Annotated in this window: 20 protein-coding genes; 4 read left to right on the forward strand and 16 right to left on the reverse strand. The window is 56.1% G+C overall.

Translation table 11 applies throughout. The features are described 5' to 3' along the window. Positions 1–345 precede the first annotated feature (345 nt). The 13 genes from NSS83_RS17100 to NSS83_RS17160 form a co-directional block, all read right to left on the reverse strand. Positions 346–1,431, reverse strand: coding sequence for a HemK/PrmC family methyltransferase (locus NSS83_RS17100; protein WP_341346117.1), 1,086 nt, complete (start codon positions 1,429–1,431; stop codon positions 346–348). 4 nt (positions 1,432–1,435) lie between these two features. Next, positions 1,436–2,503, reverse strand: coding sequence for a peptide chain release factor 1 (prfA, locus tag NSS83_RS17105; protein WP_341016126.1), 1,068 nt, complete (start codon positions 2,501–2,503; stop codon positions 1,436–1,438). A gap of 230 nt (positions 2,504–2,733) precedes the next feature. Beyond that, positions 2,734–3,834 (reverse strand): redox-regulated ATPase YchF, encoded by a 1,101-nt coding sequence (gene ychF / locus NSS83_RS17110; protein WP_341183594.1) that lies wholly within the window; start codon positions 3,832–3,834, stop codon positions 2,734–2,736. A 574-nt stretch (positions 3,835–4,408) separates the two neighbouring features. Further along, on the reverse strand, positions 4,409–4,882 hold the full coding sequence (locus tag NSS83_RS17115; RefSeq protein WP_341183593.1) for a GNAT family N-acetyltransferase: 474 nt from the start codon (positions 4,880–4,882) through the stop codon (positions 4,409–4,411). Positions 4,883–4,925: 43 nt separating this feature from the next. Beyond that, a complete protein-coding gene (gene fni / locus NSS83_RS17120) occupies positions 4,926–6,071 on the reverse strand; it encodes a type 2 isopentenyl-diphosphate Delta-isomerase (protein ID WP_341183592.1) in 1,146 nt (381 codons plus the stop codon). A 421-nt stretch (positions 6,072–6,492) separates the two neighbouring features. After that, positions 6,493–7,968: a phytoene desaturase family protein gene (crtI, locus tag NSS83_RS17125; RefSeq protein ID WP_341183591.1), complete on the reverse strand. Its 1,476-nt coding sequence runs from the start codon at positions 7,966–7,968 to the stop codon at positions 6,493–6,495. Continuing rightward, on the reverse strand, positions 7,965–9,122 hold the full coding sequence (locus NSS83_RS17130) for a glycosyltransferase family A protein (RefSeq protein WP_341346118.1): 1,158 nt from the start codon (positions 9,120–9,122) through the stop codon (positions 7,965–7,967). Before NSS83_RS17130 ends, crtI (NSS83_RS17125) begins: the two co-directional genes overlap by 4 nt. Continuing rightward, complete coding sequence (locus NSS83_RS17135; protein ID WP_341183589.1) at positions 9,119–9,859, reverse strand: lysophospholipid acyltransferase family protein; 741 nt, start codon at positions 9,857–9,859, stop codon at positions 9,119–9,121. Before NSS83_RS17135 ends, NSS83_RS17130 begins: the two co-directional genes overlap by 4 nt. After that, complete coding sequence (locus tag NSS83_RS17140) at positions 9,828–10,613, reverse strand: carotenoid biosynthesis protein (RefSeq protein WP_341183588.1); 786 nt, start codon at positions 10,611–10,613, stop codon at positions 9,828–9,830. The genes NSS83_RS17135 and NSS83_RS17140 overlap by 32 nt, the downstream gene beginning before the upstream one ends. A gap of 2 nt (positions 10,614–10,615) precedes the next feature. Continuing rightward, positions 10,616–11,473 (reverse strand): phytoene/squalene synthase family protein, encoded by an 858-nt coding sequence (locus NSS83_RS17145; protein ID WP_341183587.1) that lies wholly within the window; start codon positions 11,471–11,473, stop codon positions 10,616–10,618. Then, entirely contained in the window at positions 11,466–12,986 is a 1,521-nt protein-coding gene (gene crtI, locus NSS83_RS17150; RefSeq protein WP_341183586.1) for a phytoene desaturase family protein, read from the reverse strand. The genes NSS83_RS17145 and crtI (NSS83_RS17150) overlap by 8 nt, the downstream gene beginning before the upstream one ends. Then, entirely contained in the window at positions 12,983–14,539 is a 1,557-nt protein-coding gene (gene crtI, locus NSS83_RS17155) for a phytoene desaturase family protein (RefSeq protein WP_341183585.1), read from the reverse strand. Before crtI (NSS83_RS17155) ends, crtI (NSS83_RS17150) begins: the two co-directional genes overlap by 4 nt. Before the next feature lie 221 nt (positions 14,540–14,760). Then, complete coding sequence (locus tag NSS83_RS17160; protein WP_341183584.1) at positions 14,761–15,690, reverse strand: MerR family transcriptional regulator; 930 nt, start codon at positions 15,688–15,690, stop codon at positions 14,761–14,763. Between the two features lie 275 nt (positions 15,691–15,965). Here NSS83_RS17160 and NSS83_RS17165 point away from each other — a divergent pair, with 275 nt between their 5' ends. Next, positions 15,966–17,513, forward strand: coding sequence for a phospholipase D family protein (locus tag NSS83_RS17165; RefSeq protein WP_341183583.1), 1,548 nt, complete (start codon positions 15,966–15,968; stop codon positions 17,511–17,513). 65 nt (positions 17,514–17,578) lie between these two features. Here NSS83_RS17165 and cls read toward each other — a convergent pair whose 3' ends face one another. Further along, positions 17,579–19,087, reverse strand: coding sequence for a cardiolipin synthase (gene cls / locus NSS83_RS17170; protein ID WP_341183582.1), 1,509 nt, complete (start codon positions 19,085–19,087; stop codon positions 17,579–17,581). 183 nt (positions 19,088–19,270) lie between these two features. Between cls and NSS83_RS17175 the strand changes: the two genes are divergently transcribed. Both NSS83_RS17175 and NSS83_RS17180 read left to right on the forward strand, forming a co-directional pair. Then, the gene (locus NSS83_RS17175) at positions 19,271–20,185 is read left to right on the forward strand and encodes a TetR/AcrR family transcriptional regulator (protein ID WP_341346119.1); all 915 of its coding nucleotides are present in this window, start codon (positions 19,271–19,273) and stop codon (positions 20,183–20,185) included. 59 nt (positions 20,186–20,244) lie between these two features. Continuing rightward, on the forward strand, positions 20,245–23,487 hold the full coding sequence (locus NSS83_RS17180; protein WP_341346120.1) for an efflux RND transporter permease subunit: 3,243 nt from the start codon (positions 20,245–20,247) through the stop codon (positions 23,485–23,487). Positions 23,488–23,819: 332 nt separating this feature from the next. Here the strand turns inward: NSS83_RS17180 and NSS83_RS17185 are convergent, their stop codons facing one another. Next, positions 23,820–24,515, reverse strand: a complete 696-nt coding sequence (locus tag NSS83_RS17185) for a molecular chaperone TorD family protein (RefSeq protein WP_341346121.1) — start codon at positions 24,513–24,515, stop codon at positions 23,820–23,822. Positions 24,516–24,840: 325 nt separating this feature from the next. Between NSS83_RS17185 and moaA the strand changes: the two genes are divergently transcribed. Next, positions 24,841–25,842 (forward strand): GTP 3',8-cyclase MoaA, encoded by a 1,002-nt coding sequence (moaA, locus tag NSS83_RS17190; RefSeq protein WP_341346122.1) that lies wholly within the window; start codon positions 24,841–24,843, stop codon positions 25,840–25,842. An 84-nt stretch (positions 25,843–25,926) separates the two neighbouring features. Here moaA and NSS83_RS17195 read toward each other — a convergent pair whose 3' ends face one another. Beyond that, entirely contained in the window at positions 25,927–26,508 is a 582-nt protein-coding gene (locus NSS83_RS17195) for a hypothetical protein (protein ID WP_341183579.1), read from the reverse strand. Between the last annotated feature and the right edge of the window lie 175 nt (positions 26,509–26,683).

The raw sequence follows: 26,683 nt of genomic DNA on the forward strand, positions 1-26,683 counted from the left end.
TCCTTACTCAGTACTGGTTCTTCCCGTTCTTGTCCCCCGGCAGCAGCCCAGGCAGAAGTTCCGTCCTGTCTATTGTAAAGGAAGGGAGCGCCTAAATACAATTTCCATCGTTTGGGGGTGCTCTGTCAGGTGAACAGCCGGACCGCCTTCCCTGCAGCGGACTAAGCGGACCTTATTCGTTGCAAAAACACCTTCCCGGAAGTTATGCGGACAGAGAGGACTCTATTGGTTCAGTTGGTTGCTCACACAGGCCTGTTTACAGGCAATAAGTTCTTCTCAGTCCAGAAGTGTTGGTCTTTTCGCGTTAATTAAGCAAATAGCGTCTTCTCAGTCCGTTCCCCGTCTTCACCGGGCTATGCCCAGCACATGCCGGGGAATCCCGGCGAGATCATCAATGGTGATGATCTCGTCCCAATGTCCGGCTGCCCGCAGCAGTCCGGCTACCTGCTCGGCCTGCCCCTGGCCGAGCTCAAAGCCGACCAGGCGCGGCGGAGCCGGGAGCAGCGGCAGCTGCTCCATCATGCGGCGGTACGGGTCCAGCCCGTCCCCGCCGCCGTCCAGTGCCGTGCGCGGCTCATGATCGCGCACCTCGCGCTGCAGCCCGGCGATGTCGCCGCCGGGGATGTACGGCGGGTTGGAGACGAGGATATCCGTCTCCAGCCCCGCGAACGGCTCGAGCAGATCGCCGAGCCGCAGGTCAACGGCCGTGCCGTGCCGCTGCGCATTGCGCCGGGCCACGGCCAGCGCGCCGGGCGAGATGTCGCCGGCGCAGACCCGCCACGCGGGCGCTTCCGCCGCCAGCGTGACGGAGATGGCTCCGCTGCCGGCGCCGATATCAACGGCGGTCAGCGGCCGTGCGGCGCAGGCGCAGCCCGCGCCGCTCTCCCCGCGGGCGGCGCTGCGGCCCGCCCCGCTGAAGGCGGCTGCTTCATCCGCAGCCGCCTCATTTCGCGGTCCCGCTTCGCCCGGCACCGCCCCAGCCTCACCGCCCGCAGCTGTCCACTGCTCGTCTCCTTCATCTTCACGTGCGGCTTCGCCCCGCACCCCCGCCAGCCCGTCCGGCCACAGCTCCGCGCCGTACTTCAGAATCGCCTCGACCAGCAGCTCCGTCTCCGGGCGGGGGATCAGCACATCGGGCGTGACCTCGAAGGCCCGGCCGTAGAATTCCTGCTCGCCGATGATGTATTGCACCGGTTCCCCAGCCGCGCGGCGGGTCACCAGCGCTTCCCAATCGGCCTTGCGCGCCAGCGGGAACGGATCAGCCAGCGCCATATAATAAGCCGCCCCGGACAAGCCCAGCACATGCTCCAGCAGGAGCTGGCTGCTGCGCTGCGGCTCCATAAGGCCGTGCCCGGCCAAAAAAGAAGAAGCCTCCGCAAAGGCTTCCCGGATGCTTTGCAATTCCGACATGACGTAAGAGTCGTGTTTCAAAGCATTATTCTCCTTTTTCCATCAATTCTGCTTGTTCCGCAATCGACAGCGCCGAGATAATCTCGGTAATATCCCCGTTCATCACCTGGTCCAGACGGTGGAGGGTCAAGCCAATCCGGTGGTCTGTCACACGGCTCTGCGGGAAGTTGTAGGTACGGATACGCTCACTGCGGTCACCGGTTCCCACTTTGCTTTTGCGTTCTCCGGAATACTTCGCTTCCTCTTCCTGACGCTTCAGATCCGAGATCCGGGTACGCAGCACCTTCAGAGCCTTATCTTTGTTGGAGTTCTGGGACTTGCCGTCCTGGCAGGTAGCCACGATCCCCGTAGGTACATGGGTTACACGTACTGCCGATTTGGTCGTATTAACGGACTGTCCGCCCGCACCGCTCGAACAGAAGGTATCGACACGGATATCCTTGTCATGAATCTCGATTTCGAAATCTTCCGCTTCCGGCATTACAGCAACCGTTGAAGTAGACGTATGGATACGTCCGCCGGATTCTGTGGTAGGTATGCGCTGCACACGGTGTGCGCCGCTTTCGAATTTCATTTTGCTGTAAGCGCCGCGCCCGGTAATTTGGAAGATCACTTCCTTGAAGCCGCCGAGATCATTCGTGTTCACATCCATCAGCTCCACGCGCCAGCCCTGGGTATCGGCATAACGGGTGTACATCCGGTACAGGTCAGAGGCGAACAAAGCCGCTTCGTCCCCGCCGGCTGCGCCGCGGATTTCCACGATTACGTTCTTGTCGTCATTAGGGTCCTTAGGCAGCAGGAGCAGACGAATCTTCTCCTCAAGAACGGCCTGACGCTCGGACAGCTCCTCGATCTCCATCTTGACCATTTCTTTCATTTCATCATCAAGCTTCTCGGCCTGCATCATCTTCGCAGCTTCGAGCTCTTCCATTACGTTCTTATATTCGCTATACGCCTCGAAGGCGGGCTGCAAGTCGGATTGTTCTTTGGAATAGTCCCTCAGTTTCTTACTGTCGCTTGCAACATCCGGGTCACATAGCAGTTCACTGAGTTTCTCGTAGCGGTCCGCCAGGGATTGCAATCGGTCCAACAAGGGAATTCACCTCTCCTGATTCAAATTCTTCGTTCAATATTACTTTAAATTGTTGCTACAACTGAAGTAGATATACGACTTTATATTATACCACCACAAGCCTCAATTGGCTACACTGCCGGCGGCGGGGATGGGAAAATCTTTTGAAAAAGGTTCAGATGACGCAAAGAGACCATCCAGCAAGCAAACCTCTACTCCTGAATGGCCTTTCTATAACAAGCGAAAAGTATCTATACGTTGAACCGGAAATGCATAACGTCGCCGTCCTGCACCAGATATTCCTTACCTTCCAGGCGCAGCTGCCCGCGTTCCTTGGCACCGTTCATTGAACCTGCCGCCACCAGATCGGTGTAAGCTACAACCTCCGCCCGGATGAAACCGCGCTCAAAGTCCGTATGAATCACGCCCGCTGCTCCAGGGGCCTTGGTGCCCTTGCGGATGGTCCAGGCACGAACCTCTTGAACGCCCGCAGTGAAATAAGTGTACAGACCCAGCAGCTTGTAAGCCGCTTTGATCAGACGGTTAAGCCCGGATTCCTGCAGCCCCAGCTCCTCCAGGAACATCTCCTTATCTTCGCCTTCCAGCTCTGCAATCTCCGCTTCCACCTTCGCGCTGATCGGCACGACTTCAGCATTCTCGGCTGCTGCGAATTCACGGACCTGCTGCACATAAGGATTCTCCTCGGCAGTCGCTACTTCATCTTCGCCCACATTCGCCGCATACAGCACCGGCTTCAGGGTGAGCAGGTGAAGATCACGCACGATCAGGCGCTCATCGTCAGACAACTCCAGACTGCGTGCAGGCTGATCAAGATACAGGGCTTCCTTCACGCGCTCCAGTACTTCTACTTCCTGGGCGTATTTCTTGTCGCCGCCCTTGATGTTTTTGCGGGAACGCTCAATCCGCTTCTCCACGCTCTCCAGGTCAGCCAGAATCAGCTCCAGGTTAATCGTCTGGATGTCGCTGATCGGATTCACCTTGCCGTCTACATGGGTCACATTCTCATCAACGAAGCAGCGCACCACATGAACAATGGCATCCACCTCGCGGATATGGGCCAGGAACTTGTTGCCCAGGCCTTCACCCTTGCTCGCACCGCGCACCAGTCCGGCAATATCGACGAATTCAAAAGCGGTCGGAACCGTCTTGTTCGGCTGTACCAGCTCTACCAGCTTATCCAGACGTTCGTCCGGCACTTCTACAACCCCGACGTTCGGGTCGATGGTGCAGAACGGATAGTTGGCGGATTCTGCGCCCGCTTGTGTAATTGCATTGAATAATGTCGATTTGCCTACGTTGGGAAGTCCAACGATACCTGCTTTCAAAGCCATTTATATGACAACTCCTATTTTCGGTTGGTTTGATCACCGCATGAAATCCCGAACTGATCTCAAACCATTATATATTAGAACAATTTCTCCAGCAACAGCGGATGTCAAGGGCGGGCGGCCAAACTCATCATGCCGGGTAAAAAATATTTACTTGGCTCTGCCCGTTGTGATCTGTTTTTCGAATACATCCAGCCTACGGGGGCGCTTCCACTCCAATTGTGGTCGGTTTTTCGATTACATTCAGCCTACACGGCGCTTCCGCTCCAATTGTAATCGGTTTTTCGATTACACCCTGCCTACACGGCGCTTCCGCTCCAATTGTAATCGGTTTTTCGATTACACCCTGCCTACACGGCGCTTCCGCTCCAATTGTAGTCGGTTTTTCGACTACATTTCGACTACACGTTGCACCAGTCCCATTTTGTTCATTTTTCCGTGAATCCTTGGCTCGCACACCGCCGCACTTACTCCCCAACACTGCCCCTCATGCAAAAAGACTCCTTAAGGAGTCCAGTTACTTCGGCAGGTGCTATGCAGAACTTTATGCCTTCCTGGTGCTACTTTCCGCCTGCGGCTATAGCGTCTTGGACATTGTGATGTCTGTAACCTGGAAGCCCATTTTCTTGTATAGCCCAAAGGCGCGTTCGTTATGCCCAAAAACATGCAGGCCGATCTTGGCCGCCTTCAGCTTCTTAGCTTCTTCATCCAGCAGGAGCAGTGTCTGCTTGCCATAGCCCCGGCCCTGGAAAGGCTCAAAGATATAAATGTCATAAATGAACGCCTCCCGCACCCCGCGGTTCTCGGTCACGTTGAACCAGAGGTAGCCAGCTTGAGTCCCCGAAGTCTCCTCTACTACCGAATAGAAATAAGCTCCCGCCGTATTGAGGCCTTGTGGCAGGTAGCGATTCATCGATTCCTGGGCCTGCGCTAACGCTGTATCTGCATCCCAGGCACCGGCTTGTATTTTCTCTTCTGCGTAGTCGCGGGTAGATTGCTTCAAGAACGACTGAAACGCAGTTTCGTCCATCGGGATTAGTGTAATCGTCATTTGGATACCTTCCTTCGGTTCTGATTATAAAAGCAAGCCTGGCTCAGCGCCGGACCAGACGCGGCGTTCCGCGCAGTGCGGCAAGATCCGGCGCGCCGATGCCGAACATCACTGTCCGCAGTTCCAGCTCTACCTGGGCCAGCGCCTGATCCAGCGCCTCCTCGGAGCTGACGGCCGGACCCAGCAGCCCCCGTCCGAAGCCCGCCAGATCAGCGCCAAGGGCCAGCGCCTTAGCGGCATCGACGCCGTGCTTCAGTCCGCCGCTGCCGATCATTGCCCCGCGCGGGGAGACCGCGCGGACCTCGGCAATGCACTCCGCCGTGGGGATGCCCCAGTCGGCGAAGGCCTCTGCTGCCGCACGCCGTACCGGATCGATACTACGGAACTTCTCTACCTGGCTCCAGGAAGTGCCGCCTGCTCCGGCGACATCTATGAAGGCAGCGCCAGCCTGATATAGCCGGGCGGCGGTATCGCCGTCAATCCCCCAGCCGACCTCCTTGATCCCCACTGGAATCTCAAGGCTCCGGCATAATACCTCTATCCGCTTCAGCAGGGAACCGAAGCCGGTGTCACCCTCGGGCTGGAATACCTCCTGCAGCCCGTTCAGATGGAGAACCAGCCAGTCCGCTCCGGCAATCTCAACCGCCCGGCGGCATTCTTCTACTCCGAAGCCGTAGGCGAGCTGCACGGCTCCGACATTGGCAATGACCGGAATCGTGGGTGCATTGGCCCGCACATGGAAGGTACCCGCCAGTTCCGCGCGTTCTACAGCTGCGCGCACTGAGCCGACTCCCAGCGCCCAGCCCCGGCGCTCCGCCGCTTCGGCCAGCCGCTCATTGATCTTCCCTGTAGCCGCGCTTCCCCCGGTCATGGAGCTGATCAGCAGCGGGGTACGCAGCCTACGCCCTAAGAATTCAGTTTCCAGTGAGATGGCATCGTAATCCAGCTCCGGCAGGGCGTTATGGCGGAACCGGTATTGCTCGAACCCGGTTGTAATTCCGCTGCCGGCCACATCTTCATTCAGGCAGAGCCGTACATGCTCAATCTTCCGTTCTCCGGTTCTGGAGTCGGGCAGCAGAGATTTATGTCCGGCAAGGCTTGAGACTGCCGCCTCCTGCCCTGGCTGGGTATATGCGCCTGACTGCTCCACAGCGCTCTGCGGCACACCGTTTCGCGGCATATCATTCATGCTGTCTTCCTCCGTTTCTGCTGCACTATTCTCAAACTATAACAACGCCTGCCTGCGAGCACAATTTATGCTGTTTTCCACATACATTCGGCCATACGCCTGCCTGCGAGCACTATGTATGCTGTTTTTCACATACATTCGGCCACACGCCTGCCAGTGAGTACTATGTATGCTGTTTTCCACATACATTCGGCCATACGTCTGCCTGCGAGCACTATGTATGCTGTTTTCCACATACATTCGGCCATACGCCTGCCTGCGAGCACAATGTATGCTGTTTTTCACATACATTCAGCAACCAAGTCACTCTAAGAGTTATTCATCTACTTTCAACATATCCCGCTCCACAATTACCTTCCATTATAGCATAACTATAGCACAACCCCGCTCGGCCATTGAACGTTGGCAGGATGCTCACTCTTCATACATGGCTTGCAATATATTCGCCCACCAGCCTGCCGGACAAGGACACCACAGGGGTTCCACCGCCCGGATGCGTGGTTCCGCCCACATACCACAGTCCCTTAACATCGCTGGAACGGTTGCCCGGGCGGGAAAAGGTCTGCTTCACCGTATTGGAGGATATCCCGTAAATGGCCCCCTGATGCGCCAGCGTATCGCGGGCGATATCCTGCGGGGTATACCGCTCCAGCACATCTGCGGACGACAGCCCGCTCACGCCGTGGCTCTCCAGTACAGATATTACCCGCTCCCCGTACACATCCCGCTCCTCACTCCAATCGCACGCCGGGCTCAGATAAGGCGCATTAGCCAGAATGAACAGGTTACTGCCGCCCGCAGGCGCCATCTCAGGCTCGGAATAACCGGAGTGGCATACATATACTGTCGGCTGCTGCGGCGGGCGCTTATGCTGGAAGATATCCTTGAATTCTTGCTCATAGTCCTCCGGGAAAAACACCGTATGATGCAGCAGCGCATCATACGTACGCGGCACGCCCGCCAGCGTTACCAGCCCGGACAGGGAGGGTTCGTACGCTTCAATCCTGCGGTCCGTCATTCCCGGACGAACCGCTTCAGGCAGCAGCATCTTGTTGATGCTCAGGACATCGCCACCGGCTATCACAGTCTTAGCCGGGTAGAAGCCCTGCGCTGTGTCCACACCTTCCACCGCACCGGAGACTACGGAAATCCCTGTTACCTCTATGCCTGTAATCAGCTGCACGCCCAGATTCCGGGCGAGTGAAGAGAGAGCGCTGATTAATTCATAGGTGCCGCCCTTCACCCCGTATACGCCTTCCTGAATCTCCAGATGACCAAGCATAGCGAAGATAGAGGGGGAACGATACGGCGATGATCCGACATAGGTGGCATAGCGCCCCAGCATAGCCAGCGTATTCGGATGGCTGAAGTAGCGGAGGAGCAAGCCGTGCAGGCTGAGAAAAGGCCGGACCCGCACCAGATCCCGCACAAGGGAAGGGGAGAGCTTATCCCTCCAGGATAGCAGCAGCCTGTTCAGGAACTGCTTCTCGCTGAGCTGATACAGCCGCGAGGCTTCCTCCAGAAACTCCGGGAACTTCGCAGCATCTGCCGGGCTGTAGGAGGCCATCTGCTCCCGCATTCGCCCGGTATCCCTTGAGAAATCGACCACCCTGCCGTCGGCGAAGACATTGCGGGTGCGCGGCTCCAGCTCATAGAGCCGGACATAATCCTCCATGCGGGCTCCCGCAAGCTCATAGAGCGAGCGGAAGACATGGGGCATCGTAATCGTACTTGGGCCGCGGTCAAAAGTGTAGCCCCCCGCCTGCACACGCTGCAGCTTGCCGCCGGGCTGCTGCTGGCGTTCCAGCACAGTCACTTCCCAGCCCTCCGCGGCAAGGGTAACCGCACAGGACAGCCCCCCAAATCCGGCGCCTATGATTACTGCCTTCGGTTTCATCCATAACGCCTTCCTTTCCATTCATAGCCTGCACGCGTGCGGCTACCGCGCCAGGACGCCACAGCAATCAGTGACAGGCAGAGTATACCCGCCGGGAGGAGGAGACAGAACCACAACGGCTGCCGTCCGGCAGCATCACTGGTCCGTTTCACGGCCAGACCCGCAAGCAGCGCAGCAGCAGGCCAGAGCGCCGCGCCCGGCTGTCCGCTTAACCCATAATACAGAACGGCGGCAGCGGGCACAGCATACAGCGACAGATACGCAATAAGCACACCCAGCAGCAGCACCGGGCGGCGGCCAATACCGGCATAGATATTCTTCCGGTAGCCCTTCCATACTTGCCTTGCATTGTGGTACATCCTCATGAACACCTGCTCCGTAACATCCATAAGCGCCACTGTCCCGCCTGAACGTTTCACAGCGCGGGCCAGCGCCATGTCATCCACCAGCTCGCTGCGGATGGCTGCATGCCCGCCGCAGCTGTCGTAACTGTCCCGGTGAATCAGAATGAAGCCTCCATGCGCCGCAACAAAGCGCGGATCTCTGGAGCCGCGGACCAGCGGAATGGGCAGGTGGCAGATGATGGTAAAGACCATCAGGGGAACAACCAGCCGCTCCAGCCAAGTTCCAGTCATCTGCCGGGGGAAGCCGGTAATCATGCCGCCGCCCGCTGCTTCAGCAGCAGAGAGGGCCGCCTGAAGCGCCCCTTGCTGAAGACGGACATCTGCGTCCAGGAACAGCAGCCAGTCTCCACTCGCCGCTTCTGCAAGCTGAGCGCAGGCATGGGACTTGCCCAGCCAGCCCTCCGGCAGCTCTCTTCCCTTCAGAACTCTTACTCTGCCGCTGCCCGCCGCTTCGGCAATAGCACCCGTTCCGTCAGTCGATGAATCATCCAGCACAATAATCTCCGCCCCGATACTGCCGGTGCTTGAGGCCAGTACGGAGGAGAGGCAATCCCCAATATTCTCCGCTTCATTCCGGGCAGGGATCAGCACAGACAAGCGCAAGGCCCGAGAGGACGCCGATCCTGGAAGTACCTGCGCCGCTCTTGCTCCTGGCGCTGCCCCCAGCTTAGGGAGCTGCGCTGCATTCCACATTGCGAACACAAGCTGGAGCAGCAGAATAACGGTTACAGCCTGAAAGAACACATTCATCCGCTCCCTCCGCCCGGCCGCAGCAGGTCAAGCCATTCATTGGTTGATCTCCCCCGGCGGAGGAGCGGCCTGAATTCATCCGGCATATAGCCTTGATGGTTAAGCACTTTGCAGCGGTGTGACTCCAGTTGTCCGCCAAGAACAGTCTCCAGCCGCCGGGCGATCGCCGAGCGGTCCATCTCCGCCCAAGGGAGCAGCAGCGGCGCACCGGCCAGCAGTGTAGCTTCCGGCTTGGTATGCCGGAATAGGCCGTGGTATAGCGTCACTGGGACTACCGCCGCCCTCGGACTGAGCCGCAGCGCCAAGGAAGCCCCTTCCTTCAGACTCAGCGGCCGGTGCTCCAGCGGCCGGATTTCCCCTTCAGGGTACATCCAGACACTCTCCCCCGCCTCCAGCAGCCCGGCTGTATAGCGCAGGGAAGCCCGCGCATCTCCTGGACTTCCTGGGTTAATGGAGTACGCGCCAATCTTTCTGAAGAAGGCATACTTACGTAGCTGCTCCTCTTCCATCATGAAATAATGACGCTTCCCCGGCAGCTTCCCCACGGCGTGATAGGCCAGCAGGCCGTCCCACCACGAGCTGTGATTCATGAGGTAGAGAATCCCCCGCCCGGCAGCGGCAGCGGGCTGAAGCTCTCCGCTGATTCCGATGAAGTGGAAATATCTGCGCAGCAGATACATGGAATTATAGCGGTAGAATAACCAGTCAAACCTTCCCGACGGAACGGCTTCCAGCATAGCGTAGACTCCCTTCAGCCAGTGCGGCGCCTGCCACAGCGATCACCGTGCAGGCAGGCAGTCCCTCTGTCAGGCTGATCAGGCCGAACAGGATCAGGATTGCCTGATACAGGCGGGTGCCCCGGCGGGCAGCCAGGCGGGTGAACGGCACGGCCGGGAGCAGCATGGACAAGGCAGCGCCTGCAATCAGCCAGCCGCCGAAATTGCTCCAGGGCACCTGATAGAAGCCACCGCCGCCCTCCCAGTGCCAGAAATTCCTGGCGTGGGCAACAGGATCGAGCACCAGATCCATCAGGACCGTCCAGAAACCAACCTGTACGGCCCGCAGCAGCAGAAGCCGGAGGCCGCGCTGTCCGAAATCATGGCTGATCAGCACGGCATTGCACACCACAGCAATCCAGGCGAAGCCCAGGGTAACCGGCACACCAAATAATAAAGGCCCCAGAATAGTAGAATAATTATAATCCCCAAACAACCGGCCGGAATGCACGCCTACCCATTCGACCGCCATTCCGCCTAACCAGATAAGAGCTGCAGCACACCAGAACCGCTTGGTCATCCGGCCTCCCGAAGAATTGACTGACCAGTCAGACATGAACGGTTTGAATTGCCCCTTGATTACTAAGTCCAACCCGTAGGCACCATAGAATACGAGAAATAATCCGTTAGAGAACTTCAGACTATCCGGAATTCCGAACACGATCAGCAGCAGCGCACCGATGGTATACCAGATCCAAAAAAGAGTTCGGACCATCGTTAGACCACCGCAGTTCTTACACCGGCATAACGCACGACCGTACGCTGGAACATCTGAAGCTTGGCTTCATCGCTGACATAGGATCTTTTGCGGAAAACATCATACCCGTCTGCCTCCACAGCATCCAGAATAGCAGCATAGAAGGATGCGGCAAGTTCAATGGCAAGACCGCTCTCCAAAGGGTACGTATTCACATGCGCAAGTCCTTGCCGGAACCAGTCCAGCGCTTCTGTCCGCAGCTCCTGAATAACAGCGGTGAAATGGTGATTGACTTCTCCGTCCTCCAGCTCCTGCTGGCTGTAACCATGTCTGTCCATCACCTCAAGCGGCACGTATCTGCGTCCTCTCCGGAGATCCTCACCCACATCGCGGATGATATTCACCAGTTGCATTCCTATCCCCAGCGCAATTCCCGAGGTCCGTGCCGCTTCACTCTGATCATCCCGCAGAACAGGCAGCAGCATCTCTCCTACCGTTCCCGCTACAAGATAACAATAATCCTTAAGCTGCTCCATTGTGTCATAGGCTGTGAAGGTAAGATCTCTAAGCTGTCCCTCCATTTGCAAAAGGAACGGCTCACGCTGAAGCTGCGGGAAGCTGCTGAACAGCCAGCGCAGCGCCGGCCAGATGAAATGCCCGTCCGCCTGCTCCAGATTCATGAAATGCTCCCGCAGCTCATGGATGCTGTACGGCGCGCCTTCCGGCTCATCCACACTATCGTCTATAATCCGGCAGAAGGCATAAATAACATGCACCGCTTCACGCCTGGGACTTGGCAGAACATCAAACGCCTTATGGAACGAAGTGGACCCTTTCTTCATCAGTTCCTCACATTGCTGCAGTATCCTTTCATCCATGTACGCTCATCTCCTTTATCATTTCCTGAACGGCAAGCTTCGCTCCCTGCATCACGATTGGCACACCGCCGCCCGGATGGACGGAAGCACCAGCGGCATACAATCCCTTAAGCGGATAAGGCTTCGGCTGGGGCCGGAATACCCCCGACTGGCTCAGCAGCGGTGCAATACCGAAGCTGCCCCCGCCGTACATTCCTTCCTGCTCCGCATCGGCAGGCGTTCTCAATCTGCGCCAGATCACACTCGCGGCAAGTCCGGAGAAGCCCCGCTTCTCGGCATCCGCCATAACCTTATCAGCCAGTGCTCCGGCTATTTCCTCCCAGTTCTTATCCGGTGCCGCCGGGACGGGAACCAGGAAATACAGCACGCTCTGTCCGGGTGGAGCTGCACTATCGTCCAGTGCTGCCGGATTAAATACATAATAAGATGAATCCTGGGGAATTTGTCCCCGGTCAAACAGCTCGTGAAGGCTGCTGTTCAGACTGTCCGGCAGGAAGAATTGGTGCACCAGCGACTCCGGCCAGCGCTTATCCGTGGCTGCATAGATCAGCAGACAGCCCGAGGACGGCTTCCATGTACCGCGTTTTATGGCCTTAGCCGATGCGGCTCTGACCTTATTCTCCGCCACAACCGGTGCCTGTTCCTGCTTGAATACACCGGGAGGCAGCAATTGCTCTACATTCGGGAAATCTCCATTGTACAGAACGGCATCATAGGGAATCGACTGCCCCTGAACAACAACTCCGCAGCAGCGGCTCCCTTCAACAATCAGGGATTCCACCTCGGCACCCGTATGAATCTGTACCCCGCGGTCTTCCAGCTCCCGGCCCATGATTTGCGGCAGCGTGCCGTATCCGCCTTTCAGCATCCAGATGCCGAAGGCATGCTCGGCGTAAGGAAGCATGGTGTAGATGCCCGGTGTGCGGAAGGGGGCTCCTCCAATATAGAGGCTCTGAAGGGAGAAGGCATCCTTAAGCTCCTCATTCCGAAAATACTGGCCGATAGCAGAGCGCAGATTCCGGTAAGCGCGCAAGCGGACCATCAGCGACAGGTTAGCCGGACTGAAGAATTCCCGCCCGCTTGCATACCCCCGCTCCAGGAACGAGCTCCGCCCCTGCGGATACAGCACCGACATGTCCTTCATGAACCGGGTGAAGCCCTTGCCCTCTCCGGGATAGAGCCGGTCAATCTCTTCCGCCTGCGCCGAAGCATCCGCGAATTTGGTCAGCACCCGCCCGCTTCTGAAGTGAACCCGGTAGAGCGGATCACAGTGCAGCAGCTCCAAGCTCGATCGCGGAAGGCCGCCTTCTTCCAGAATACCCAGAAGCATCTCCGGCAGCAGCACGATCGTAGGCCCGCGGTCAATCCGGTAGCCGTCCTGCTCTTCAAAGGCCACACGCCCGCCCGCTTGGGCCGCCCGTTCATAGATCACTACCTCATGCCCCTGACGGGTAAGCAGCAGCGCCGCCGTCAGCCCGCCGATTCCGCTGCCAACGATGGCAATGCGGCTCATAGCGGAACCCCCGCACCTGCGCCGGGCGCGCCTGCCTGTACGGTGAACCGCCCCCGCACAGCCTGGTCATGCTCCCGGAGCAGCCGTGCGCTGATCTTGGCCGACTCGAAGATGGTCGGCAGGCCGCTGCCCGGATGGGTTCCCCCGCCCACCAGCCAGATGCCGCGCACCTCCTCGAAGGTATTATGCGGCCGCAGGTGCATCATCTGCCCGAGATTATGGGCCAGATTGAAGGTAGCCCCGTTATATACATTCTGCTGGTTCTGCCAGTCCAGCGGGGAGAAGAACAGGCTCTCTTCCACTCGTCCTGCAATTCCCGCGAGCTGCGGGATCTGCTGCAGCCGCTCCATCATCCAGTCCTCTACCTCCGCACGCTCCTGCTCCCAGTTGATATCGGCACTCAGATTAGGCACTGGCATCAGCACGTAGAGCGAGGACTTACCGGGAGGCGCCAGTGTCTTATCAATAACGGACGGATTATGAATATAGATAGAAGCATCCTCCGACAGAACGCCCAGCTCAGTGATCTCTCTGACATTACGCCGGTAATCGTCCGCGAAATGAACCGAATGATGACTGAGGTCCACCTCTCCATCCACCCCGAGATAGAGCATGGCGGTGGAGCAGGAATATCTTTTGCGGGCAATCTTGGCAGGGGTATATTTCTTCAGAAGTCCGGGCTCGAACAGCTGTGTCATTGCAGAACCAAAGTCTGCACCAATCACAATATAATCCGCATCCACCTTCTCCCCGTTCTCCAGCAGCAGGCCTGCGGCCTGCCCTTCCTTGACGATAATGCGTTTCACTCCGCTTGCGGTATGGACCCGCCCGCCATGCTCCTGGATGACCTCAGCCATAGCCCGGAGCACACGGTTAATTCCGCCGGCCGGATGATACAGGCCGTAGCGGTGCTCCATGTACGACAGAATCGTGAAGGTGCCGGGACATTCCCATGGCGACATCCCCAGATACTTAGCCTGGAAAGTGAACGAGAACCGCAGCCGCTCGTCATCGAAATAACGGGACAGCCGGTTGTACACAGTGTCTGTAGCGTTCAGCTTGGGCAACGCGTGGAACACATCTCTTTTGACATAATCGCCTAATGATTGGAACGGACGCTGCAGCAGCGGAATCACCCGCTCCAGCTTGTCGGCCTCATCGGCCATGAAGCGGCGGTAGCCGCTGCCGTTGCCGGGGAACAGCCGCTCAATCTCCTCCGCCGTCTGATCCTGGTTCGTAGAAGGCGTAAATACGGTATCTCCAAAATGCAGGGAGTACAGCGGATCAAGCGGCGTAAGCGCAACATAATCATGCACAGAACGCCCGGCCAGAGTGAACAGCTCCTCCAGCAAATGAGGCATCATCAAGAAGGTAGCTCCCCGGTCGAAACGGTAGTCTCCCAGCTTCAATTCTCCTGATCTTCCGCCAACCGCCGCCTGCTGTTCATAAAGATCTACTTCATATCCTTCGGCGGCAAGCAGCATGGCGGCGGCAAGCCCGCCCGGCCCTGCGCCGATTACTGCGACTTTTGCGGTATCTGTGGTTCGGATCAAGCGGCTTCCTCCTTCGTCAAACATTATACAAGAACTATACAATGGTGATACAAATATCATACATACTTTGCCGGGCCATGTAAATATCATCCGCCGCACTTCCAGCAATTTGGTTGCTAGACTTGTCCATAGCAAAAGAACCGGCCAGCCCTATACAAGGGTTCTGACCGGTTCTATGGAATCGCATGCTCTATTAAAATTCACTATAACTGCTGCAAAAGCTACGCCCTATGCCGGCTTCCGGCAAATTCCTGATCGAACCAGGCCTGCCACTGCTCCGGCGGCTCCGCCATCACATAGGTGGCGCTGGTATTTTGGAGGCTGATTCCCTCATAGGCTTTGCCGCCCGCAATGAGTTGCAGCTCCGGGTATAGTCTACCCAACCGTTCGAGCAGCTCCTCCGTATAAGGGACCAGCGTACCATTCGTAACGGACAGGCACACCGCTCCGATCCGCTCTTGCTTCTCCAGCAGCTCCATCACCCCGTCCTCAGGCGTGTTGGCCCCCAGATAGATGACTTCAACCCCGTTCCTGCGCAGGAACAGCGAGAACAGCAGCAGGCCGACCTGGTGATGCTCTCCCGCCGGGCAGAAGGCAAGCACCTTGTGCAGATGGGCATACACCGGGAAGACATGAAAGAACTGGGATAGCCGGTTCGAGATCATATGTGTCATATAATGCTCCTGGGCCACGGTTGCCGTCCCTTGCTCCCAGGCATCACCAACCTTCACCAGAACGGGCACCAGCACCTGATGGACCATCGCCTCATAGCCGTACAGGGAGAACCCGAAATCAATCAGGGCATCCGCCCGCTCACCCTGGATATCAAGCAGCGCTGCATAGATCTGCTGCCTCATTTTGTCCAAGGCATCCTTGGGGTCACCGCCCGCAACGGACAGCCGTTCATCCAGGTCCTTCTGCTTATGCTGCTTCAGCATCCGCACAGCATGTGAGATACTGATGCCCGGTTTATCGGTCTGTTCCTTCAACCAGCGGAGGTCCTCAATATTCTGTTGGTTGTACAGTCTATAGCCGGACTCGGTACGTTCCGGGACGACAGCCTGATACCGGTTCTCCCACGCCCGCAGAGTGACAGAGGGAATATCGAGCATTTCGACGACCTGTTTGATGGAATACACGATGGTTCTCACTCGCTTCCTGTTTACACTGAATACTTTGAAGATTCAAACCTTATACAAATTATTTACACTCATTATACAATCGCTTCCGTGTTATGTCACCAGAACTTGTATGATGCAGCTTGCCGGTACAGTACGGATGAAATGGAGGGCTTTTTGTAACACTAGATTTTTCAGGGATTTTGCACTCAGCTGCTTCACTTCTCCTTAGCGGGCGTTATAGGTATTTACAATGCCGGGCCACCCTATAGCCGCTCTGGCCCGGCAGCAGACCCAGGAGGATGAATATGAATCAAGGCCGCCATCCCGTCACACCCGAACAATTACAGATTACGCTGGCTTCAGGTGCCATTACGGCATCCCGCCACAAGCGCCAGACGCAGCTCTTCCTGCGCCGCCGTTCCAAGCTGCTGCTTGCCCTGATCCTTCTTCTCCTCTGGCTGGCCGGGGTGATGCTCTATCAGACCCATAAGCCGCTGCCGCCCGGACTTTCTGCGGAGAGCCCTGCTTATAAGGTGAATACGGTCGCCTTCTGGCATGATCTGACCTACCAGGACAACAGCGGCAAGCAGGCGAGGGAAGAACAGATTCTGCCCAGAATCCTGCAGATTATTGAAGAGTCCCGGCAGTTCCTCGTGATCGACCTGTTCCTGTTCAATAACTATACTCATACAGACCAGCAGTTCCCCGCTGTCAGCAGACAGCTTACCGATAAGCTGCTTGCCCAGAAAGCCGCTCATCCGGCCATGGAGATCGTCTTCATCACCGATGAGGTGAATACGAATTACGGCTCTGCGCCCAATGCCCTCCTGGAGGAGCTGAGCGCAGCCGGAATTAAGGTTATCCTGACGGATGTGGACGATCTGCGTGATTCGACACCTGCTTATTCGGCGGTCTGGCGTACCTTCATCCAGTGGTTCGGGCAATCCGGCACCGGCTGGATTCCGAATCTGATGGCCAGCGGAGGACCGGATATTACCGCCCGTTCCTATCTGAAGCTGCTGAATGTCAAAGCCAATCACCGCAAGGTCGTGCTGAGTGAGAACACCGCTCTGATCTCCTCCGGCAATGTGCATGACGCCAGCGCTTATCATTCCAACATCGCCCTGGAAGTGCAAGGTCCTATTCAGGAGGATATTCTGCGGAGCGAGCAGGCGGCGGCTAATCTCTCGGGAGCCGGCCCCTTGTTAAGCAAGCCTCCTGAGTTCAAGCAGCCTGCCGCCGCATCCGGTGATGCCCCGCTTGGAGTCCGCTATCTGACCGAAGGCAAGGTGTACAAATATGCCCTGGAAGGAATCGCTGCGGCAGGACCCGGGGATGTCATCTGGATGGGTATGTTCTATCTGGCGGACGACAAAATTATTGATGCCCTGCTTGCCGCAGATGCCCGCGGTGCCCAGGTCAGATTGCTGCTTGATCCTAACCAGAATGCCTTCGGACGGGACAAAATCGGCATCCCGAACCGCCCGGTTGCGATGGACCTGGACCGCCGCTCGGAAGGAAATATCCTGATCCGCTGGTACAACACAGGCGAGGAGCAATATCACAGCAAGCTGCTGTTCATTGCCAAGGCATCAGGCGACTCCATTATCTTGGGCGGATCAACGAACTTCACAGCCCGGAACCTGGATGACTATAATCTGGAGAATGACCTCTGGGTGTCTGTTCCACGGGAGCAGCCATTGTATGCGGAGGTGGAGGGTTACTTCAAGCGGCTATGGAACAACGAGGGGGCTGAGTATAGCCTGCCGCTGAAGGAATATCAGAGTGACGCGACCTGGTTGAAGTACATTCTCTACCGGATACAGACGCGGCTTGGATTCACTACCTTCTGAATGAAAAAAGAAAAAACGGTACCGCGCCCCAAGGGTCGGTACCGTTTTTCATTCTGCTTGTCCGCTTACAGCAGCGGAGACATCAGCCGGGCTGCCGATTCCAGCAGCCGCTCCAGCAGTCTTTTCTCCATGAAGGTCTCATGGACAATCAGCCGCGTGGACTGCAGGTCACGCTCGAAGTCTGCAACAATGCGCGAGACACTCTCGGTCTGCAGCAGCAGCGCGTTCACCTCGAAATTAAGATGGAAGCTGCGCATGTCCATATTGGCCGTTCCGATCGTAGCAATCTCCCCGTCGGCAATCAGCAGCTTGGAGTGGATGAAGCCCTTCTCATATTCATAGATCTTCACGCCGGACTCCAGCAGCGCCGGGAAGTAGGAATGGGAGGCCAGGAACGGAATCCATTTATCCGGCTTGGCCGGGAACAGCAGGCGGACATCCAGCCCCGACATCGCCGCCACACGCAGCGCAGTCAGTATATCCTCATCGGGGATGAAGTAGGGACTGGCGATCCAGACGGATTTTTCCGCTGTAGTTATCATGGAGAAGAAAATATTCTTGAGCGCACGCCGCTCATTATCCGGGCCGCTGGCAATAATCTGCACCGCCCCGTCTCCGGTCGTGAAGCGAAGCTGGGGGGAGAGGTAATCCTGCTCCAGGATTTTCTCACCGGTCGTGTGCATCCAGTCCTGCAGGAAAATAATCTGCATCGTCCGCACCGCTTCGCCCCTCAGCAGCATATGTGTATCCCGCCAGAACCCGTAGGTTTTGCTGCGGCTCAAGTACTCGTCCCCGACATTCAGACCGCCCATGAAGCCGACATCGCCGTCGATGACCACGATTTTGCGGTGATTGCGGTAATTCACCCGGCTGGAGAAAAAGGAGGTCGAGTTGCCGTAAGCAGCCACCTGCACCCCCGCATCACTCAGCTCCTTAAGGAAGGCTCTGGAGAGCTGAATGCTCCCGACCGCATCATACATGAACCGGACCGCCACGCCCGCACGGGCTTTCTCAATCAGAATCTGCTGAATGCGCGTGCCGATATGATCCGCCCGGAAAATATAATATTCCATATGAATATGATGCTGCGCCTGCCGCAGCTCCAGCAGCAGCGTCCCGAAGGTTTCTTCACCGTTCGTTAAGATGCGCGTCTCCGAGCTGAACGAAATCGGCGTCCGGCCCAGTCTCTGCGACAGACCCAGCAGCTTCTGCCGCGCAGGGCTGAACACTGACCAATCCTGATGCATCCGCAGCGCGTCATTCTCAATCCGTTCATAGGCCATGAGATCCCGCTGGGCTTTTTTGTCATACTTGCGCCGTTTGAACACATTCTGCCCGAACAGGAAGTAGAACACCAGCCCCAGCACCGGAATCAGCGCCAGCAGCAGAATCCAGGATACAGTGGTCGAAGGATTGCGGTTCTCCATGAATATACCCAGTCCGATAGAGATGACCGTCAATGTGGAAAAAATACTGATAATGGTTCCGGCTGTGCTGCCGAATATCCCAAATCCAAAATAATAAAAAGCCAGCATAGCCGCTATGATAACCATAGCCTGCAGTCCTCTTCTCATATGTACCCTACCTTCTCATTCCGCCGATTCTCACCAAAATGACACATTTATATCTTACATGAAGAATCCGTTTCTTCCTACTGAAACCTGCAAATTTGTATTGCTGCAGGATATATAATATAATCTCCCTGACCAATCAGTCAAATACAGAACTGTCTAGTCAGAACGGGGGCTTATATCGCCTTGACCGCTAAAAGCATCAACAAAAAAGAGCAAATCATCAAGACCGCCATGCAGCTGTTCGCTGTAAAAGGCTCCTCCTCCACCTCCATGCAGGAAATTGCCGAATTATGCGGGATCTCCAAAGGAAGTCTATATCTGATCTTCAAATCCAAAGAGGAGCTGGAGCGCAGTATATACATCTACTGCTTCCGGATGATTCATGATCCTCTGCAACAAGAGGAGCAGGCGGCTGGCAGAGAGCCCCGGGAGAAGCTGCGCAACCAGCTCGAAATCCTGCTCAGTCATGTATACGAGCTGCGCGAATTCCTGCAGCGCCAATTCCAGGATGTAGCCGGCCGGGGTGTATCCGAGATTCCCGATTGGGTGAAGCAGAACAACGCTGCCCTGCTGCGCTGGTTCCAGCATAAGCTGGAGCTCATGTACGGGCCAGAAATTCTGCCCTATGCAGGCGAGCTGTGCGTGCTCAGCCACGGCATGATCAGCTCCAGCATCAAGCTGTTGTTCGGCCAAGAGACTGTTGTCTCCATCCCTAAGCTGGCTGACCGGCTGGTGGACTGGCTGGACATTATGGTCGCCGGCCTGCTTGCCGGGCAGCCCGCCCCTCTGATCTCTTCCGCAGTCCTGGCCGGATGGGCCGAGGGTCAAGGAGAAGGGCCGCGCCAGAGTCCGCTTCAGCTGATCAAGGCGATGAAGCTCCTGCTCAGTGAAGCAGACGGGATCAGCCCCGAGCAGGCCGAAGACGGTCTGGAGTCCCTGGGCATTCTGGAGAGCGAAATCCTCACCACCCAGCCCCGGAAAGCGATCATTCAAGGGATGATTGCCAATCTCGAGGGGTTCCCCGGGCTGACCGGCGAGCTAAGTCAATTGAAGAAAGAACTCACACCCTATATGCACACTTCCTGCGGACTTCATTAAGGACAGATGCGGCACACCTGTAAGATCAAGAATACTTATACTGGAGGTTCCCTTTACTGATGAAAAGCCTTATTAATTTCTCTCTCCGCAACAAATTCGCCGTCTGGCTGCTGACGATCATTATTGTCTTCGCCGGTCTCTACAGCGGGATGACCATGAAGCAGGAGACCCTGCCTAACATTAGTATCCCTTATCTCAGCATTACTACTATTTATCCCGGAGCCGCACCCGAAGGCGTCGTGAATGACGTCAGCAAGCCGCTGGAGCAGAAGCTCCGCAATGTGGACGGCGTGAAGATGCTGACTTCCACCTCACTGGAGAACGCCTCCAGCGTCACCATAGAGTTCGACTATGGCACGAACCTGGACAACGCGACAGCAGCGGTGCGTGAGGCGCTGAACGAGGTGGCTCTGCCGGATAATGTGCAAAAGCCGCAAATCTCGCGCTTCAGCCTCAGCTCGCTGCCGGTCATCTCCCTCAGTATCTCGGATGAGAGCTCCGGCGATCTGGAGGAGCTGACCCGGGTTGCCGAGAATGATATCCGCCCGGCGCTGGAGGATATTGAAGGCGTCGCCTCTGTGCAGATTGCCGGACAATATGTCAAAGAAGTCTCCCTTAAGTTCAATCAGGAGAAGCTGAAGCAGTACGGACTGACCGAGGATACGATCAAAGGTATCATCCAGGCCTCCTCCCTGCGGGTGCCGCTCGGATTGTTCGAGATGGACAAAGCACAGAAGGCTGTTGTCGTTGACGGCAACGTCACTACAGTGGAGGACTTGCAGAATGTCCGCATTCCGCTCGTTCCTTCTGCTCCTGCGGCTGGTGCTGCGGGAGCTGGCGCGGCTGTTACAGGGGCCGGGGCCGCAGGCGGTGCACCTTCAGGCGGTGCCGGTGCTCCGGCTGGCGGTACGGGTGCCGGTGCCACAAGCGGTGCAGCTTCAGGCGGTGCCGGAGCTGCGGCTGGCAATGCCGGCGCGGGCGCGGGTGCCATGACCGGGCTGCCGACGGTGAAGCTGAGCGAGCTTGCTGCTATTGAAGTAGTCGGTAAATCGGAATCGATCTCCCGCACCAACGGCAAGGAATCCATCGGGATTCAGATTGTGAAGGCCAATGATGCCAACACCGTCGATGTCGTGAACGGGGTCAAGGACAAGACCGAAGAACTGAAGCAGCAATACAAGTCGATGGATCTCACCGTGCTGCTGGATCAAGGCAAGCCGATTGAGGATTCCGTGAACACGATGCTGTCCAAGGCCGCCTTCGGCGCCCTGTTCGCCGTGCTCATCATCCTGCTGTTCCTGCGCAATATCCGTTCTACCATTATTTCTATTATCTCGATTCCATTATCATTGCTGATCGCAGTATTATGCCTGCGGCAAATGGATATTACGCTGAATATGATGACGCTCGGCGCCATGACCGTGGCCATCGGGCGGGTAGTCGATGACTCCATCGTCGTCATTGAGAACATCTTCCGGCGGCTTACATTGTCCGGCGAGAAGCTGCGCGGCAGAGAGCTGATCAGCGCGGCTACCCGTGAGATGTTTGTGCCGATTATGTCTTCAACTATTGTGACGATTGCCGTCTTCCTGCCGCTCGCTTTTGTCAGCGGGATGGTCGGTGAGCTGTTCCTGCCGTTTGCTCTCACTATGGTATTCGCACTGCTGGCTTCACTGGTGGTTGCCATTACCCTGGTGCCTGCGCTGGCCCATACCCTGTTCCGTAACGGACTCAAGAAGGGGAAAAAGGGCCACGAAGACAAGCCCGGTGCATTGGCAGGCGGGTATGTCCGAATCCTGGACTGGTGTCTCTCGCATAAGCTGATCACCTTGGGTGTTGCTGTCCTGCTGCTGGCAGGCAGCCTGTTCCTGATCAAGCCGATCGGCGTAAGCTTCCTGCCTTCGCAGGAAGAGAAGAATGTTACACTCACCTTCTCCCCGAAGGCCGGGCAGACGCTGGAGGATGTGAAGGCACTGGGCCTGAAGGCGGAGAAATATATTCTGGCGCAGGAGCATCTGGATAAAATGCAATATTCGATCGGCGGCAGCGGCCCGTTCGGAATGGGCTCAGGCAATTCAGGCTTGTTCTATGTCACGTATGACAGCAATACCCCTGATTTTGATACCGTGAAGGAGAAGTTAATTGAAGGCTTAAGCCAAGAGGTGCCGGATGGCGTGTGGGGCGATCTGTCCGGTATGGCCGGAGGCGGACTCGGCGGCAGTACCCTTACTGTCAATATCTACGGCGATACGCTGGAGCAGCTCAAACCGGTAGCAGATGACATTGCCGGGATCGTTAAGTCAGATACCAAGAACTTCAAGGACGGGAAGACCAGCCTCTCTGAAGCCTACGATCAATATACCATCGTGGCGGATCAGGCCAAGCTTAGTTCTCTGGGTCTTACAGCCGGACAGCTTGCGATGAAGCTGAGCCCTGCCGGAACCCGGCCTGTACTGACTGAAGTAGAGCTGGACGGTAAGAATTACAAGGTCTACATTGAGACGGACAAGGATTCGTATAGCAGCATTGAAGAAATGAAGGCCGCCACGCTCACTTCGCCGCTGGGCCTTACCGTCCCGATTGGCGAGGTAGCAAGCATTGAACAGGGCCAGTCCCCGGATTCCATTACCCGTGAAGACGGCAAAATGAAAGTCGAGGTTACCGCCGACATTATCTCCAGTGACATTAATAGTGCGTCCAATGCTGTGCAGGATAAAATAGATGCTCTTGATCTCCCGGACGGCGTCACCATCACCTTCGGCGGAGTCACCGAGCAGATTAATGAGACCTTCGGGCAGCTTGGCATCGCCATGCTGGCGGCTATTGCGATTGTATACTTCGTGCTCGTAGTTACCTTCGGCGGCGGTCTGGCACCGTTCGCCATCCTGTTCTCCCTGCCGTTCACCGTCATCGGCGCACTTGTCGCCCTGCTCCTGGCTGGCGAGACCTTGAACGTCTCCGCACTGATGGGCGCACTGATGCTGATCGGGATAGTGGTCACCAATGCGATTGTCTTAATTGACCGCGTCATCCATAAGGAGCAAGAGGGGATGTCTACCCGCAAGGCGCTGCTTGAAGCCGGCGCTACGCGTCTTCGCCCGATTCTCATGACTGCGCTCGCGACCATTGGGGCTCTGTTGCCACTGGTTACCGGCCTTGAGAACAGCGCCGGAATCATCTCCAAGGGACTTGGCGTAACCGTCATCGGCGGCCTCGTCAGCTCCACGCTGCTGACTCTGGTCGTTGTACCGGTGGTGTATGAGTTCCTGATGAAGTTTCGGAGTAAGAAAACTTACGAATAAATAGGGGATGAACTTCAGTTTCAGTTATAGGGAGTGTACTGGCGAACCTCCACTTCAGGCAGGACCGTGACTGCAGAGAATGTTTGGACTTCCGGTCGCTGTTAGGTTGGAAATTCCTGATCCGAACCGCTCTTCGCGGTAGAATTTCCAACCTAAAGGCGAACGCTATCGCTCCTACAGTTCCAAACTTCTCCTCCGCCACTCTCCCTGAAGGGGATGCTCCAGATCACAACCTATAAAGTGAAAGCTTAAGTTCAAGACCCCCCGGAGCAGAAATAAGGCGCCCTTCCGATTGATGGAAGGGCGCCTTGTTGATTGTGTATGGTTGCTTATTACGCCATGGATGCTGCGCTGCTCTCCAGCGAAGCCTTCCAGGCACGCAGCATGTGCAGATCCTGCGGAAGGAATTCCTCCAGCATATGGCTGAGCCCCAGATAGAGCGGGCTGTCGGTGGCAGCGTTCATTCTTTCACAGAATTGTGGAGTCCACTTCAGCAGATGCTCTTCGAGGAACTTCTCCTGAATCTCCAGAAGCTCCATGGCACTACGGATGGAGAAGCTGTTGTACAGCATCCGCTCGTGCATCACCGCCATGAATTCCAGCTCAATGGCAATATGGTCGTCAGCTTCGCCGCTGCACTTCTTGAAGACAATGCCCGCCGATGCGTACACATCCGACAGCACGTTGCAGAATTCTTCCTCACGGCCCAGTTGGGCCGCTTCACGGGCTACGAAGGAGCTTACGGCTCGTTCGTTCATCAGACGTTTGTATTCGAGCTTTTCTTTCTCGCAGATGGCCGGGAGCATGGCTGGCTCCTGGCTGCACAGGTAACGCTTCAACTCACGGCCGCCTTCGGTCATCTCCGCAGCAACACTCATCTCACGGTTACGGCTCCACTGGGCAACCAGGGAGAGAGACGGTTTTCTTCCATAGAAGTCCACCAGAAGCTGATATATTAATCCCCGGCTCTCCAGCCAGCGGCTGCAAGCCTCCGGCACAACAAGCGATGGAACAGTTGGTATAGTCATTTTGCAAATCCTCCCTACTTAGTTTGCCGGATGCCCAGGGTATCCTTAGAGATTGCCGCCAAGTCTTCCGGTATCATAGCTGTGCTTCGCAAAAGTAAAAGTATCTAAAGTTTGAATCTTCCGCACCTAAATTATATCGAATATGTTAAACGCTTTCGGTGAGCATTCTATGACCATTCCCGGTAATTGTCGCACTTTTGTCATAATTAGGATGCTGCTTGGGCCTTCTATCCCCCTATGCTTTAGGTTATTCGCTTGTGCATTGACGCAGCGGAAAGCTTTCTTTAAAATTTAAACTAAAATGAACAGGTGAAGGAGCAACGTTATGGAGCCGCTAACTGATCCTTTTGGACGCATACATGATTACCTCCGTATCTCGGTTACAGACCGCTGCAACCTGCGCTGTATCTATTGTATGCCCGCAGAAGGAATGCAATTCCAGCCGCAGGACGAGATTATGAGTTACGAGGAAATTGCCGCTGTGGTGGAGGCGCTGGCCCCCCTCGGCTTGAGGAAGGTCCGGCTAACCGGGGGCGAGCCGCTGGTCCGCAAGGATCTGGAGAAGCTGGTCTCTATGATCGCCGTCATACCCGGCATTGATGATATATCCTTGACTACGAATGGCCTGATGCTGCCAGCCAAAGCGGCTATCCTGAAGCAGGCCGGGCTGTCGCGGGTGAACATCAGCCTAGATTCGCTACGGCCGGAGCGCTTCTCGATGATTACCCGGGGCGGCGATGTTGCCAAGGTGCTGAAGGGAATTGAAGCCGCTGAAGCCGCTGGCCTGTCCCCGATTAAGCTGAATGTCGTGCTGATGAAAGGCATTAACGATGACGAGATCAAGGATTTCATCGCCTTGACCCTGAATAGCCCGCTGAATGTGCGCTTCATTGAATACATGCCGATTGGCAGCGCCAGCGATGCCTGGCGGCAGACCTATCTGCCGCTGGAGACTGTAGTAGAGGCCTGCAAGGAAGCCGGCTGGACCACCGAGGAGGCCGACATGCCCTCCGGGAATGGCCCTTCCCAGAACCGGCGTGTCACCGGCGCGAAGGGCACCTTCGGGCTGATCCACCCGGTCAGCGAGCATTTCTGCGACAATTGCAACCGGCTGCGCCTGACCGCCGATGGTAACATCAAAGCCTGCCTGTACTGGCAGGACGAATATAATGTGCGCCCGCTGATCAGCGACCCTGCGGCGGTGCAGGCCCTGTTCCGCCAGGCGCTCGGCAACAAGCCGCATAACCATGAAATGGCCTTGGCCCTGGAGCACAAAGCCCAGAGCCATACGCCCACCGTCCGCCGCATGTCGCAGATTGGCGGGTAGATGGCACATAGAGAAATGTAACAGGCCCATGAACAAGTTCATGGGCCTGCTTAAGTAGAGCAGATTCATAGTTCAAGTGTTAAGCTACTCCAACACAGTCATTGAAGCAACCGCCTTTTCATAAGCCTCTGGATCAATTTCCTTGGCAGATTTCATGCTAAAGTAAATTCCATCAACCTCAAAATACAAAAACTCCTGGTCCCCTTTTTCCTTAATCCAGTTTCCTGTTATGGTTTGAGTAAGCTGAACTTTTCTTCTTGTTTCAATTTCATGTAACGGTTCAAGCTCTCTGGAGGACTCCGTAATTAAACCACGAATGAACGAGAGACTAACTTCATTTTCTTCGGCCTTAACGCTATGCAGGTAGTCATCAACACCCAAGCCAATTGTGGGTATGTACACTTTACTAAGTCCAGCTTTCTTCGCAGCAGTAAGGATTTCGTTTTTTTGCTCATCAGTGTAACTTAACAGTTCACCTTGTTGCTTCTCTGGATTGTCCCTCTCTCCTGAAGCGTTGCCTGCATTTACGGTTTGGATCGGCTCAGTCACAGACGGCCTAGCGGTCTGGGCTGGATCAGAAGAAGATATGTTACTAACCCGACTACAACCAACTAACAATATTTCTATTAATACGACACTCGCTAATAATCTTCTTTTATAATTCATTGTTAATTCCTCCCCACACTTCAGAAACCTATTCATCCATCATAGGCTAAACGAATTGCGGAAAGTTCTCATTAAGGTCTCAATAATATCTCATTTTTGGAAATCTATAATAATTCTATGCTGTCCAACGCATGAAGTCTGAGATTCCTTGAAGGATCTCAGACTTCATGTAAGG

The organism is Paenibacillus sp. FSL H3-0469 (assembly GCF_038051945.1).
Taxonomy (GTDB): domain Bacteria; phylum Bacillota; class Bacilli; order Paenibacillales; family Paenibacillaceae; genus Paenibacillus_AQ.

Bases quoted from the DNA above. Each gene is read 5' to 3' on its own strand.
- ychF (WP_341183594.1), bottom strand. From the start codon at position 3,834: ATGGCTTTGAAAGCAGGTATCGTTGGACTTCCCAACGTAGGCAAATCG.
- NSS83_RS17115 (WP_341183593.1), bottom strand. From the start codon at position 4,882: ATGACGATTACACTAATCCCGATGGACGAAACTGCGTTTCAGTCGTTC.
- fni (WP_341183592.1), bottom strand. From the start codon at position 6,071: ATGAATGATATGCCGCGAAACGGTGTGCCGCAGAGCGCTGTGGAGCAG.
- crtI (WP_341183591.1), bottom strand. From the start codon at position 7,968: ATGAAACCGAAGGCAGTAATCATAGGCGCCGGATTTGGGGGGCTGTCC.
- NSS83_RS17130 (WP_341346118.1), bottom strand. From the start codon at position 9,122: ATGAATGTGTTCTTTCAGGCTGTAACCGTTATTCTGCTGCTCCAGCTT.
- NSS83_RS17135 (WP_341183589.1), bottom strand. From the start codon at position 9,859: ATGCTGGAAGCCGTTCCGTCGGGAAGGTTTGACTGGTTATTCTACCGC.
- NSS83_RS17140 (WP_341183588.1), bottom strand. From the start codon at position 10,613: ATGGTCCGAACTCTTTTTTGGATCTGGTATACCATCGGTGCGCTGCTG.
- NSS83_RS17145 (WP_341183587.1), bottom strand. From the start codon at position 11,473: ATGGATGAAAGGATACTGCAGCAATGTGAGGAACTGATGAAGAAAGGG.
- crtI (WP_341183586.1), bottom strand. From the start codon at position 12,986: ATGAGCCGCATTGCCATCGTTGGCAGCGGAATCGGCGGGCTGACGGCG.
- NSS83_RS17165 (WP_341183583.1), top strand. From the start codon at position 15,966: ATGAATCAAGGCCGCCATCCCGTCACACCCGAACAATTACAGATTACG.
- cls (WP_341183582.1), bottom strand. From the start codon at position 19,087: ATGAGAAGAGGACTGCAGGCTATGGTTATCATAGCGGCTATGCTGGCT.
- NSS83_RS17180 (WP_341346120.1), top strand. From the start codon at position 20,245: ATGAAAAGCCTTATTAATTTCTCTCTCCGCAACAAATTCGCCGTCTGG.
- NSS83_RS17185 (WP_341346121.1), bottom strand. From the start codon at position 24,515: ATGACTATACCAACTGTTCCATCGCTTGTTGTGCCGGAGGCTTGCAGC.
- moaA (WP_341346122.1), top strand. From the start codon at position 24,841: ATGGAGCCGCTAACTGATCCTTTTGGACGCATACATGATTACCTCCGT.
- NSS83_RS17195 (WP_341183579.1), bottom strand. From the start codon at position 26,508: ATGAATTATAAAAGAAGATTATTAGCGAGTGTCGTATTAATAGAAATA.